A 12,632-nucleotide genomic window follows, 5' to 3' on the forward strand; every position below is an offset into this window, starting at 1 on the left:
TCTAGCGCACCAAGTAGGGTTTGCGCCGTGACGGACGTTGCGCAGGAGGGCCGGCGTCGGAAGGGAAATCGCCCATCAGATAGGGGTGCATCCCTTGGTTTTTGAGGTTCTGCAGGAACTGCCCAAAGCCTGTCAGGTCTGCCATTTTAGGGGCTTCTGTGACTAGGCGCAGATTTTTAGCACCCATTTCATCAAGGACCGTTTGCAGCGCTTCCATCGGCGTTTCAATAAAATCAGCCAACGTCCAGATCCGGATACGGGCCTTCGCCCAAGGCGAGCGGAGTGCTTTCAAATGTTCACTCTCAATACGCTGCAATTCGGCAGCATCCGCACGGATGTCCGAGAAATTTCGATTCGATTGGAACAGCGGGATGGCCCACGCACCAGTGATCACAGAAATATGGGCGTTGGGGTCTTTGGCCAGATCCCAGCTGACTAATTGCCTGGACATGGGGCCGTATTGAAAACACTGGCGTTCCCCCCGCGTGTTCCAAATAAGGTTTACAAGAAACAATCGCGCGTTGTAGTCGCGCAATTTCGCATTATCGCATAACGCGCCGCTAAACGTCTCTTGCCGGCCCTCGAATTCGACACGATCTTTGGCATATAGATGCCCATGCACCCGCGTACCCGTCATCCGCGCAAGCCAAGGTTCAAAATCTTCAAACAACTCAGCAAAGCCCTCAAACACTGAATACGGCGCAGACGTAAGTTCGTTCTCATGGCCTGGTCGCGGCAGACGGCTTTGCATGAACAGACCCGGACGTCCACGAGTCCGCCGCTCTACCGCTTTTGAAAAGATGCGGTCAATCTTACCGGGGTTCGGTTCAGCCCCCTTCAACGGGTTTTCTTCGATCAGGAAGTTATCATAAAGCCTGTTCGCATGTGGCCAGATTTTGCGGGCGACAAAGCAATCTGATCGCCGAAGAAGTTGCAGGTGATCGTCATAAAAGATGTGCGGTTTGCCCTGATAGTCGAACTTCGACAAGGTCAGGGATCGGCTTTCGATCCTCTGCGAATAAAGCCGGACCAGCGTCTGAAAATAGCTTTCATCCGGAATCCAGACCAGCTTGAAGTACCTATCGTAAACTGCGCGATCCGGATCTTCCAGAATCGCTGACAATGTCTGGCGCGTGAGGCACCACCACTGCGATCCCATGTGCGGCAAGATCCCGTCGGGCATGCTACGGTGCATTTTGAAACTGCGTTGAAATTCAACATAACGGTCAAATAGGAAACGATTCTTGCGCCATGAAAATGGGAACCGCAGCGTGAAGCGCTCAAAATCAAGGCCACCTTGGGTCCACGGAACATCTGCCGTTGTCGCACTTTCTATAAAATCGGTACGCGGGCGTTTTTCCAAGTAGGATTGCAAATCTCGAATCGGGCGCAGCGGTAGGCAGGACCCGGACGCCAGATAGACATGGCGCACATTAGAAAATTTAGTCAACATCATGTTCGACGCCGATTGCGACGCAGCGACGATGCTCCACGTGCCCCATTCGCAGCGATGACGTTCTGAGAACAGCACATCCGGCAGGTCTGCCACGCTTTTTACGAAAGCATCATAGACCGTGAATTTAACGTTCTTGTCGACATGGATCACCACAGGGCAACCGGCAGCCGACCAATGTCGGATCACCTGTTCGGCGCGATCAAATGCGTTGTGCACCAACATGATGACACCGACGCTCATGCCCAGTTGCCTTTCGACATGAGACCGAGAATCTCAAGCTGGCGCCAGTTGATGTATTTCTCGGACCATTTGCACCACAGGTCAGGATGTTTCGAAATTCCGTCTGCGTAGGCCTTATATTCCTGACTGCCCGCGTAGTGCTGCCCACGCGCTATTTCTTCTGCCGCTTTGACGCCAAATGTATCAAGGAACTTGGCATGCAGCAGCACGCCTGATGCTTTTTCCCCACCCCATTCATCATACACTATGTTCAAGCCACGCGGCAGAAGCATGTGGGTGGAACTAACGTACGCGTAATTTTTTTTCCACTTTACCAGCGGTGTTTTGTTCAACGCAGGAGCACGCCACGGTTCGTCCTTAAAGAACATCCGCGTCCGAGGACCGCCTTGTATCCACAAATTGTAGTACAAATTGTTCTTTAGAATCGTGTAATTGCCACTGTCAAACCACGACGCAATCTCCATCGGGTCTTGACCGCGTTGATAAGGCACAGCGTCAAGGCGACCTTTCGGGTACATATCCAGCAACATCGCACCAAAGCTGCGAATGTCAGACGCATCCAACCAATCGGTTAACGCACGCACGGGGCGGGTGTCGCAGAACGGGTAGACAAAAAACTCATCTGGATCAACGACAAGGGTCCAGTGACCATCCGCATACTTACGCTGAAGGTGGTTCAGCCAGTCGACGCCAAACCGCGAACGGCGATAGCTACCCTTGGCCTTCCAGATCGAAACATCCGGTTGATTGGCGGCATAGTCGCCACCGTCATCATCGCTGTCATTGTCCACCATAATGAAATGATCGATGCCTAAGTCGCGGTAATATTTAAAGAAATACGGCAGGCGAATATCTTCATTGCGAAACGTGCAAAACACCAGGATATCGTTGGGTTTGATTTGGCTGGTTCGATCCTTGACCACCGACAATTCACGCGACTTGCGCCGGGCACGCAGGTGCCAGCCCTTTCGCCTAAGGCGAAGCCGATATGATGTCCAAGCGCCCAAATTGGTCCTCCCACTTATGCCACCGAAGTCTGCAAACTTCGCTAGTGCCTTATAGTTTACACACCGTTGATAATGCGAGAAAATACCGCCTATTGTTGCCATAAAATAAACAACATGCAAAATTAGGCAACCTGTCGAAAAGGTGATGCCTTAATCCCACGTTCCCCGTGTCATCAGCCCAAGCGCTTCAAGCTGCGCTGTGCCACTGTATTTGACTGACGAGTCGATCCAAAGATCGGGGTCATCAATCAGTGCCTTGTAATATGGCTCATACAGATCGCTATTCTCAAAATGCTGCGCCCGGGTCAGTTCCTCGACAGATTTCTCAGCAATATTGGGTAGGAATTTCGTGTGCAGCAGGACGCCGGACACGCGGGCTGCTTCGCCCAAATCGAACACATCGTTCAGTCGCCTCGGAAGAATCTGATGGGTAGACGTGACATAGGCAAAGCCACGCCGCCATTTCACCAGGGGTGTCTTATTAAGTGTCGGGGAACGATCAGGCTGAGTGCCAAAAAACGCTCGGTCCCGCACGCCGCCCTGAATCCACAGATTGCCAAACACCGGATGTATCTTGGCGCGATAATTGTTGGCGTCAAACCACGAAACAATCCGGATCGGATCATCCCCCGCCACGTAACGCGTCTGCCCGATTGGGCCCTTAGGGTACATATCCAGCATCAACGCGCCAAACGCCTCACGCCCTTTGGTGTCCAAATGCCGGGTCAAATCGCGCAGATCCCGTGTGTCACTGTCGGGATAGATCAGCAGTTCGTCGGCATCGACGGTAAGACACCACCGCCCGGCGCCATATTTCATCTGCAAACATGTCAGCCAATCGACCCCGAATCGCGACGCTTTGTAACTGTTCGGCGTAGTCCACAGCGACACATCCGGCTGCTTGGCTAAAAACGCGGCAGTGCCATCATCACTGGCGTTGTCGACGATCAGAAAATGCGCAACGCCAAGCGCGCGGTAATGTGAAAGCCAGTGTTCAACCCGCAGCATTTCATTGCGCACGGTCGAAAAGACCAAAACGCCCGATTTCGGGATATCGCCACCCGAAAGATGCGTCACCTCAGCCCGCCGACGTAAAGATCGCAAAAGCAAACGCCGGCGTTTCCAGCGCATGCGGTAGGCAAATAACGCCTTGGAAAAGGGCGACCGTTTGCGTTGATCCTCAATTTGATCCCTTGTGTCAATAAACGGGAACATCAGACCAAAAACTACTGTGCAGCCCGTTGCATCGACATCAATTCACGCAAATAGCATTCGAATTCGCCACGCAGATCGTCGCGGGCCAGCCCGAATGCCACAGTCGCTTGCAGGAAACCGGCCTTGGATCCGCAGTCAAACCGCTGTCCACGAAACCGGTACCCGAACACGTCGTGTCCACTTTTCAGTTCGGCATCAATCGCATTGGTTAACTGAACTTCGCCACCCGACCCACTTTTGATCTCGTTAAGGTTCTGCATGATCCGTGGCGTCAGAATGTAACGTCCGATGACGGCCAAATTGGACGGCGCATCTTCGGCAGCAGGTTTTTCGACCAAACCTTTGACAGACACCATAGTTCCAAAATCTTCTTTGATGTCGATCACACCATAGGATGACGCCTTGTGTTCAGGCACTTCCATTGCGGCGACCATACAACCACCTGTTTCTTCATGCGCTTCAACCATCTGCTGAAGGCACGGCGTTTCAGCTGCAATCACATCATCAGGCAGGATCACAGCGAACGGTTCATTGGCGACCAGACGGCGGGCGCACCAAACTGCGTGCCCAAGACCCAGCGCCCGGTGTTGACGGATATATGCGATAGCACCACTTTCCATGTTGGTGGATTGGAGCTCCTCCAACAAATCAAGCTTGCCCTTTTTGCGCAGCGTGCGTTCCAATTCGGGCGCGATATCAAAATAGTCTTCAAGCGCGGATTTACCCCGTGAGGTCACAAAAATGAATTCTTTGATGCCAGCAGCGCGGGCTTCATCAATTGCGTATTGGATCAACGGGCGATCCACGAGCGTCATGATCTCCTTAGGCACAGATTTCGTCGCAGGCAGGAATCGCGTTCCCAAACCAGCCACAGGAAATATCGCTTTTGTTACTCTTTTTTGCATTTATTACCTATTTTCGTCCCGTTGAGAGCGTATCACTAAATTTAATGTTATCTATACCGAAGCATACCACATAAAGTCTGCACCCGCAGCCAAAAGGGGGATTTCGGCGTTTTGTCTCAAGATAGGTTCATTTCCGCTAACATTTTCTCAATTTTTGGCACATCTTGCGGGTTATTTAATTCCCAAAACTGGCGTCCACGCGCTTCAACCTCGACGCAGAGCATATGCGCGCCGCGTTCAAGAAACCGCAACTGCTCAAGACCCTCAAGATGTTCCAGCGGCCCTGAGGCCCAACGCGGATAGGCGGCCAGTGCGGACGGGCGGTAGGCATAAACGCCAACATGGTGGAACACTGGGGTTTCGTCCGCGTCGTCAAATACTTGACCCGTGTAGGGAATCACTTCTTTTGAGAAGAACAGCGCGTTGTGATCGGCCCCAAACACCGCCGTGGTGCCACCAACACGACCCTGACGGCGATCGTCCAGCAAACCGTTCAGCGCGCGACCATCGCAGCGCAACACAGGTGTTGCAACTTCGGCCACCGGATGCGCAGACAGGCCAGCAACAAGGTCTTCGATAAACCACGCAGGTGTCAGCGGTGCATCGCCTTGCAGGTTCACAACAATGTCATACCCACCACCCAGTTTATCCAAAGCCTCAGCGCAACGCTCGGTGCCGTTTTGACAATCAGTCGATGTCATCACGACCTCAGCACCAAACGCTTCCGCCGCTGATTTAATCCGGTCATCGTCCGTCGCAACCACAACACGGTCCACGCCGGTCACACCTTGCGCCGCGGCCCATGATCGCCGGATCAGGCTTTTTGACTCGCCGGTTGCACCGCGCAATTCAACCAACGGTTTTCCCGGATAGCGTGTCGATGCATAGCGGGCAGGAATGATGACAAGGACGCCCATTATGGTAGTTTCAGATCAATTCCAGGGGCATATGCGATGAAGAACGGATTGGCGAAATCTTCTTTGCCATAGGTCAGCGGCATGTGGTCATCAAACCGCACAACATGGCCGCCCGCGCCTGACAACACTGCGTGTCCTGCGGCCGTATCCCATTCCATCGTGCGGCCAACCCGTGGGTACAGATCCGCCTCACCCGTTGCGATCAGACAGAATTTTAACGAAGACCCTGCACTTTTCATATCATTTACGGTGTATTTATTGATGTAGTCGTCCGTCGCCTGATCACGGTGCGATTTGGATGCGACAACCATCAAGCCTGTATTGTCTGGCGTGGAAACAGAGATCGGTATCGTTGTACCGACAGTATGCTTGTCCAGATCACCAACTTCTTCGACCGAAACGCCTATCGCGTTGGTATAGAACAACCGCCCTTTGGCAGGTGCGTAGACCACACCACGACGTGGTGCGCCATCTTCGACATAGGCGATGTTCACGGTGAAATCGCCGCGACGGTGGATGAATTCTTTGGTGCCATCCAGCGGATCGACAATCATGAATGTGTTGGCCGTCACACTGTGACTCTCAGCTTGTTCTTCGGTGACAAGCGCAACATCAGGAAACGCTGCTCGCAATCCGGCAGAAATATGCACGTCCGCCGCTTCGTCGGCGGCAGTGACCGGGCTGTCGTCACTTTTTGAACGCACGTCAAAATCATCAGAATTATAGATATTCATGATGATATCGCCCGCTTCTAACGAAAGTTCTCGCATTACTTCAGACAACTTGTCGAAATCCATCACACTGTTCCTACATAATACCTGATCACGGGAGTTTTCATTGATCCGTTAAATTTGGCCCCTTATGATGCGATACTAAAGGATCAGCAAGATTTTCGTGCCATATCAGGCAATCAACCACTTTAAACTTAAACTGGCAGGCTATTAATGTTCGAAGCACATCGCCCCATGACCCGTTCGCGTTCAGCGTTTAGCATGTTAGAATTGATCTATCATTCAATTGTACGTGAAATCCGCAAAGACCACCGGAATGCGGTGATCGGTCTGATCATGAACATGACGCAAACGATTGTTTTCGTGACCGCGTTCTATTTTATGTTCTCTGTTCTGGGGCTCAAAGGCACGGCAATCCGTGGCGACTTTCTACTTTATATTATGTCTGGCATCTTCCTGTTTATAACCCATACTAAAGCTATGGGTGCGGTGCTCGGTGCTGAAGGTCCGTCATCCGCAATGATGAAACACGCGCCGATGAACACGATTGTATCGATTACATCAGCTGCCATTGCGGCGCTCTACATCCAAGTTCTGTCGATGTGCGTCGTTCTCTATCTCTATCACATGATTTTTGGCCCAATCACGATTGTTGATCCCATCGGCGCCATGGGGACTGTGCTGCTTGCGTGGTTTTCCGGCGTGGCGATTGGAATAATCTTTTCATCCATCAAGCCGTGGTTTCCCGGCTTTGTATCAATTGCATCATCGATTTATTCCCGTGCCAACATGATCGCGTCGGGAAAAATGTTCGTTGCAAACTCTTTGCCCAGCTTCATATTACCAATTTTTGACTGGAACCCGCTGTTTCACTGCATCGACCAAGCGCGCGGGTACGTTTTTATCAATTACAATCCACATTTCACCACCATCAGCTATCCGATCAAGGTGTCGCTTATACTGATCATGATCGGCCTTATGCTGGAATTTTACACCCGCAAGAATGCCTCTGTCAGCTGGGAGGCCACAAGATAAAGTATCTTGTGATAACATTGGTCTTCGTCCTGTTCGGGGCGCTTGCACATGCACACTCCCTCCCGGATCGTTATATGGTCACAAATGTGGCCAGCGACCATTTTCTGAATATTCGCGCCGCAGCAACCGCGTCGACCGGGGGAATCGGCGAACTTTTCCCCTATATCCTGAACGTAGAATTTCTGCGCGAAAGCATCGCCCGCAACGGTTATATCGTCTAGGCCCAAGAAGGCCCAACATTGACCCGCACCATCATCATCAACGCGCTGCCCTGCAACGACGGGATGTCAGATCGAGATTTCGGCATGTCGATGTCTGTGTTCATGCAAGCGTTCGACGGGAATGACGTTCAGACAGGGTGTTGAATGATGCAGGTGAACTTGGCAGGGAGATGTCCGCGATGCGGGCTTAACGACTTTGGGTGCGTTCTCAATCAAGAAGGGTGACAAGGTGACGCCCTCAGGAAACTGGGATGAACTGCTAAGCGTTCAGTAATGCATCCAGAGGTTCACTATACCCCCGATAGAGCTTGTTATTCCGTTCCTACTCGCGACCTCTTTTTTTGCCTTCACGCCCGGTCCGGGCATGTTCTACATGGCCATTCAAACCATGGTACATGGGGCAAAGGCTGGCTGGCTTAGTTCCTTCGCCTTTCATGTCGCGTCATATCTTCACATCCTTCTGGCGGCGTTTGGCGTAACCGTTCTACTCAAAACAGCACCCTATTTATTGCTCGTTTTGAAGCTGGCTGGCGCTGCGTATCTGATCTGGATGGGATTGCGCATGTTGTTGAAAACGAATGAGGTTCAGTCTGCGCCAACGACATCTGTCAAAAAGACGTCATCACAGGCCTTCAAGGACAGCTTGATCGTTGAGATTTTGAATCCAAAATCTGCGCTGTTCTATTTTGCTTTCCTGCCCCAGTTCACATCCTCGGACGGTTCAGCAGAGGTTTGGCTTCAAATTTTGCTTTTGGGGACAATAGCAGATGTGATGTTCAGCGCCACCGATGTCGTCTGCATTCTGTCTGCACGGCTCGTTGCAGCAGGGATTTTTTCGTCAGTTCAAACGGCGGTATGGGGACGCAGGATTGGCGGCAGTATATTGATTGCGATGGGTGCAAAAACCGCAACCGGTACGAATTAAGCACAGCGCGAACAGCTTAATATTTGGGCTCATACTGGACATCGAATACCGCCACCTACGTCACCACCCGCAGCGTCAGATTAATGCGCCCACCGCCCGACAACAACGTCGACGACCCCGCCCGCGTTTTGTCGATGCCGTGATAGACCAGCCGCGCGTCGCCGCCCATCACCACCACATCGCCTGACTTTAACCAGATCGATTCTGTCTTGCCGCCGCGCGTGGTGTTGCCAATACGAAACAACCCGTCATCACCTAAAGACACCGACACGACAGGTTCCCCAAACTCCGCCTCATCACGGTCCTGATGCATCCCCATCTTCGCAGTCTCGCGATACAGGTTCACCAAACAACACTCGGGCACGCGCGCAGACCCAGAAACCTGCCCCCAAACATCCAAAACAGACGCTGGAATTGCGGGCCACGCTGGGCCATTCGGATGATTTTCCGAATATCTGTAGCCTGATCGGTCAGAAACCCAGCCAAACCGCCCCGCACTGGTCATTTGCACCGACATCTGCTTGCCATAAGGCGTCATTGGCGAAAACAGTGGCGCTTCGGCAACAATCCCGCGAATATCACTGACCATTGCGTCTTGTGCAGGCCGATCGAGTAGCCCTTGCCAGACTTGAACCCCACGTAAGTCCACTGTTGGGCGTCCCATAATCATCTGATCACCATTTTTGCGCATTACCCGTTGTGACATAGGTTGCAGCCCCTATTTGTCACACCTATATACACTTCGATCCGGACGGGGGCTCCCCGTTCGACAACACAACCATTGGCACGGGTGCCGGAACGGGTCCGCGCCGCCTCACATCGCCTCGAAAGGGATTTGAACATGGCTAAAGTAATTGGCATCGACCTTGGAACCACCAACTCTTGTGTGGCCATCATGGACGGCTCGCAGCCCCGCGTTATCGAAAACGCAGAAGGCGCACGCACGACACCGTCTATTGTCGCATTCACAGACGACGAACGCCTCGTGGGTCAGCCCGCAAAACGTCAGGCCGTCACCAACCCAGAAAACACCATCTTCGGTGTGAAGCGTCTTGTTGGTCGTCGCAATGACGACAAGCATCTCGCGAAAGACAAAAAGAACCTGCCGTTCACAGTCATCGACGGCGGCAATGGCGACGCATGGATCGAAGCACGCGGTGAGAAATACTCCCCCGCGCAAATCTCTGCCGTCATCCTGCAAAAGATGAAAGAAACCGCTGAAAGCTACCTCGGCGAAGAAGTCACGCAGGCTGTCATCACGGTTCCAGCATATTTCAACGATGCCCAGCGTCAGGCCACCAAAGACGCAGGCAAGATCGCCGGCCTTGAGGTTCTGCGCATCATCAACGAGCCGACAGCCGCCGCACTCGCCTATGGTCTCGACAAGAAAGAAACCCAAACCATCGCGGTCTATGACCTTGGTGGTGGTACGTTCGACGTGACCATTCTCGAAATTGACGACGGCTTGTTCGAAGTGAAATCCACCAACGGTGATACGTTCCTTGGCGGTGAAGACTTTGACATGCGCATCGTTAACTACCTTGCGGACGAATTCAAAAAATCCAACGGCGTTGATCTGAAGAAAGACAAGATGGCGCTTCAGCGTCTGAAGGAAGCTGCGGAAAAGGCAAAGATCGAATTGTCCTCTGCCAGCCAGACAGAAATCAACCAGCCGTTCATTTCGATGGGCAAGGATGGATCGCCCCTTCACATGGTCATGAAACTGACCCGCGCAAAGCTGGAAAGCCTTGTTGGTGATCTGATCAAGGCGTCGATGAAACCATGTGCAGCTGCCTTGAAAGACGCGGGCCTGACAACGAACGACATCGACGAAGTTGTCCTCGTTGGTGGTATGACACGCATGCCAAAAGTCATCGAAGAAGTGTCCAAGTTCTTCGGCAAAGAGCCGCATAAAGGCGTGAACCCTGACGAAGTCGTCGCCATGGGCGCCGCTATTCAGGCTGGTGTTCTCCAGGGCGATGTCAAAGACGTGGTTCTGCTGGACGTCACACCATTGTCCTTGGGCATCGAAACCCTTGGCGGTGTCTTCACGCGCCTGATCGACCGCAACACGACGATCCCAACGAAGAAGAGCCAGGTCTTTTCAACCGCCGAAGACAACCAAAACGCCGTGACGATCCGCGTGTTCCAGGGTGAACGTGAAATGGCCGCTGACAATAAAATGCTCGGTCAGTTCAACCTTGAAAGTATCCCACCCGCACCGCGCGGCATGCCCCAGATCGAAGTGACGTTCGACATCGACGCCAACGGCATCGTGTCGGTCGGCGCATCCGATAAAGGCACCGGTAAGGAGCAGAAGATCACGATCCAAGCCTCTGGCGGTTTGTCTGACGAAGACATCGATAAAATGGTGCGCGACGCAGAAGAAAATGCCGAGGCTGACAAAGAACGCAAGGAACTTGTCGAAGCCAGGAATCAAGCGGAAAGCCTGATCCACTCGACCGAAAAGTCGATGGAAGAGCATGCGGACAAAGTTGATCCAACCACAATCGAGGCGATTGAATTGTCCATCGCGGCGCTGAAGGACGATCTGGAAAACGATGACGCGGGCAAGATCAAGTCTGGCATCCAGAACGTGACAGAATCAGCGATGAAACTGGGTGAGGCGATCTACAAGACCGCACAACAAGACGCTGGCGAAGTTGAGCCCGACATGGCTGCAGCAGACGAAGACATCGTCGATGCGGACTTCGAAGACCTCGACAGCGACAAACGCGCCTAAGATTTGGTGAAATTGCAAGACCGGCCCACAGTCGGGCCGGTCTTGTCCTTCCCAAAAGGGGAATCCGGTCATGTCAAAACGCGATTACTATGAGGTCTTAGGCCTCTCCAAAGGCGCAAGCGCCGATGAGATCAAAAAGGGCTATCGCCAAAAGGCGAAAGAACTTCACCCAGACCGCAATACCGATAATCCAAAGGCTGAAAGTCAATTTAAAGAAGTTGGCGAAGCTTATGAAATTCTGAAAAGTGCTGATAAAAAAGCAGCTTATGACCGTTACGGCCATGCGGCATTTGAAGGCGGAATGGGCGGCGGTGGGCGACCCAGCGGTGGCGGCCAAGGTGACTTTGGCTCTGCGTTCTCTGATATTTTTGACGACCTGTTTGGCAATATGGGTGGTGCACGCGGCGGCGGTGGCCAATCGCGCGCGTCGCGTGGCAATGATCTACGCTACAACTTGCGTGTTACACTAGAAGAAGCCTACGCAGGCTTGCAAAAAACCGTCACCGTCCCAACGGCTGTTGGCTGTGGGTCGTGCAAAGGCACCGGCGCGGAAGGCGGGTCTGAACCCCAGACATGCCCCACCTGTTCCGGCATGGGCAAAGTGCGCGCCCAGCAAGGTTTCTTTACCGTCGAACGCACCTGCCCGACATGTAATGGCATGGGCCAGACGATCAAAAATCCATGTCATGAATGTCGCGGTGCAGGCCGTGTCGAAAAAGAAAAATCGCTCTCCGTCAATATTCCTGCAGGTGTCGAAACCGGCACGCGCATCCGTCTTGCTGGCGAAGGCGAAGCAGGCATGCGCGGCGGTCCAACGGGCGATCTATATATCTTCCTAGAAGTCCGTGACCACGATCTGTTTGAACGCGAAGTCAACAATCTGTTCTGTCGCGTGCCCGTCTCCATGGCGACCGCGGCGCTGGGCGGCGATATAGAAGTCCCCACAATTGACGGTGGACGGTCCCGTGTAAAAATCCCTGCTGGATCGCAATCAGGCCGCCAGATGCGTCTGCGCGCCAAAGGCATGCCTGCCCTGCGCGGCGGTGGCCCGGGTGACATGTTCATCGAAATGGCCGTAGAAACTCCTGTAAACCTGACAGGCAAGCAACGCGAACTGCTGCGTGAATTCGAAGACTTGGCGAGCGACAACAACCCGCAAAGTTCTAACTTCTTTAAGTCCGTCAAATCGTTCTGGGAATCGATGAAGGGTTAACCCCGCAAGTTGTTAACCAAGTCG

The 12,632-nt window shown here is 52.9% G+C and carries 13 protein-coding genes; 6 read left to right on the forward strand and 7 right to left on the reverse strand.

Annotated features, from left to right (window positions below; all coding sequences use genetic code 11):
• Position 1 precedes the first annotated feature (1 nt).
• From OAN307_RS23425 to cysQ, 6 genes are all read right to left on the reverse strand, one after another.
• Complete coding sequence (locus OAN307_RS23425) at positions 2-1,696, reverse strand: DUF5927 domain-containing protein (RefSeq protein ID WP_015501882.1); 1,695 nt, start codon at positions 1,694-1,696, stop codon at positions 2-4.
• Positions 1,693-2,703, reverse strand: coding sequence for a glycosyltransferase family 2 protein (locus OAN307_RS23430; RefSeq protein WP_044045131.1), 1,011 nt, complete (start codon positions 2,701-2,703; stop codon positions 1,693-1,695). The genes OAN307_RS23425 and OAN307_RS23430 overlap by 4 nt, the downstream gene beginning before the upstream one ends.
• 150 nt (positions 2,704-2,853) lie before the next feature.
• The gene (locus tag OAN307_RS23435; protein ID WP_015501884.1) at positions 2,854-3,918 is read right to left on the reverse strand and encodes a glycosyltransferase family 2 protein; all 1,065 of its coding nucleotides are present in this window, start codon (positions 3,916-3,918) and stop codon (positions 2,854-2,856) included.
• 11 nt (positions 3,919-3,929) lie between these two features.
• Positions 3,930-4,823: a UTP--glucose-1-phosphate uridylyltransferase GalU gene (gene galU / locus OAN307_RS23440; protein WP_015501885.1), complete on the reverse strand. Its 894-nt coding sequence runs from the start codon at positions 4,821-4,823 to the stop codon at positions 3,930-3,932.
• A gap of 116 nt (positions 4,824-4,939) precedes the next feature.
• Positions 4,940-5,740: a 3-deoxy-manno-octulosonate cytidylyltransferase gene (locus OAN307_RS23445; protein WP_015501886.1), complete on the reverse strand. Its 801-nt coding sequence runs from the start codon at positions 5,738-5,740 to the stop codon at positions 4,940-4,942.
• The gene (cysQ, locus tag OAN307_RS23450; protein ID WP_015501887.1) at positions 5,740-6,537 is read right to left on the reverse strand and encodes a 3'(2'),5'-bisphosphate nucleotidase CysQ; all 798 of its coding nucleotides are present in this window, start codon (positions 6,535-6,537) and stop codon (positions 5,740-5,742) included. Before cysQ ends, OAN307_RS23445 begins: the two co-directional genes overlap by 1 nt.
• Positions 6,538-6,684: 147 nt before the next feature.
• Here cysQ and OAN307_RS23455 point away from each other — a divergent pair, with 147 nt between their 5' ends.
• The 4 genes from OAN307_RS23455 (at position 6,685) to OAN307_RS23460 (ending at position 8,652) form a co-directional block, all read left to right on the forward strand.
• Positions 6,685-7,506, forward strand: a complete 822-nt coding sequence (locus OAN307_RS23455; protein WP_015501888.1) for an ABC transporter permease — start codon at positions 6,685-6,687, stop codon at positions 7,504-7,506.
• 74 nt (positions 7,507-7,580) lie between these two features.
• Complete coding sequence (locus tag OAN307_RS29280) at positions 7,581-7,727, forward strand: hypothetical protein (RefSeq protein ID WP_187292523.1); 147 nt, start codon at positions 7,581-7,583, stop codon at positions 7,725-7,727.
• Positions 7,728-7,745: 18 nt separating this feature from the next.
• Entirely contained in the window at positions 7,746-7,871 is a 126-nt protein-coding gene (locus tag OAN307_RS30830; protein ID WP_275450627.1) for a hypothetical protein, read from the forward strand.
• A 169-nt stretch (positions 7,872-8,040) separates the two neighbouring features.
• A complete protein-coding gene (locus OAN307_RS23460; RefSeq protein WP_275450660.1) occupies positions 8,041-8,652 on the forward strand; it encodes a LysE family translocator in 612 nt (203 codons plus the stop codon).
• Positions 8,653-8,707: 55 nt separating this feature from the next.
• On the opposite strand, the gene OAN307_RS23465 is transcribed toward OAN307_RS23460, so the two are convergent.
• A complete protein-coding gene (locus tag OAN307_RS23465; protein ID WP_015501890.1) occupies positions 8,708-9,358 on the reverse strand; it encodes an alpha-ketoglutarate-dependent dioxygenase AlkB family protein in 651 nt (216 codons plus the stop codon).
• A 135-nt stretch (positions 9,359-9,493) separates the two neighbouring features.
• Here OAN307_RS23465 and dnaK point away from each other — a divergent pair, with 135 nt between their 5' ends.
• The gene (gene dnaK, locus OAN307_RS23470; RefSeq protein ID WP_015501891.1) at positions 9,494-11,395 is read left to right on the forward strand and encodes a molecular chaperone DnaK; all 1,902 of its coding nucleotides are present in this window, start codon (positions 9,494-9,496) and stop codon (positions 11,393-11,395) included.
• Positions 11,396-11,465: 70 nt separating this feature from the next.
• Positions 11,466-12,608, forward strand: a complete 1,143-nt coding sequence (dnaJ, locus tag OAN307_RS23475; protein ID WP_015501892.1) for a molecular chaperone DnaJ — start codon at positions 11,466-11,468, stop codon at positions 12,606-12,608.
• Positions 12,609-12,632: the final 24 nt, after the last annotated feature.

The organism is Octadecabacter antarcticus 307 (genome assembly GCF_000155675.2).
In the GTDB taxonomy this organism is placed as follows: domain Bacteria; phylum Pseudomonadota; class Alphaproteobacteria; order Rhodobacterales; family Rhodobacteraceae; genus Octadecabacter; species Octadecabacter antarcticus.

Bases quoted from the DNA above. Each gene is read 5' to 3' on its own strand.
- OAN307_RS23455 (WP_015501888.1), top strand. From the start codon at position 6,685: ATGTTCGAAGCACATCGCCCCATGACCCGTTCGCGTTCAGCGTTTAGC.
- galU (WP_015501885.1), bottom strand. From the start codon at position 4,823: ATGCAAAAAAGAGTAACAAAAGCGATATTTCCTGTGGCTGGTTTGGGA.
- OAN307_RS23465 (WP_015501890.1), bottom strand. From the start codon at position 9,358: ATGTCACAACGGGTAATGCGCAAAAATGGTGATCAGATGATTATGGGA.
- cysQ (WP_015501887.1), bottom strand. From the start codon at position 6,537: ATGGATTTCGACAAGTTGTCTGAAGTAATGCGAGAACTTTCGTTAGAA.
- dnaJ (WP_015501892.1), top strand. From the start codon at position 11,466: ATGTCAAAACGCGATTACTATGAGGTCTTAGGCCTCTCCAAAGGCGCA.
- OAN307_RS23425 (WP_015501882.1), bottom strand. From the start codon at position 1,696: ATGAGCGTCGGTGTCATCATGTTGGTGCACAACGCATTTGATCGCGCC.
- OAN307_RS23435 (WP_015501884.1), bottom strand. From the start codon at position 3,918: ATGTTCCCGTTTATTGACACAAGGGATCAAATTGAGGATCAACGCAAA.
- dnaK (WP_015501891.1), top strand. From the start codon at position 9,494: ATGGCTAAAGTAATTGGCATCGACCTTGGAACCACCAACTCTTGTGTG.
- OAN307_RS29280 (WP_187292523.1), top strand. From the start codon at position 7,581: ATGGTCACAAATGTGGCCAGCGACCATTTTCTGAATATTCGCGCCGCA.
- OAN307_RS23445 (WP_015501886.1), bottom strand. From the start codon at position 5,740: ATGGGCGTCCTTGTCATCATTCCTGCCCGCTATGCATCGACACGCTAT.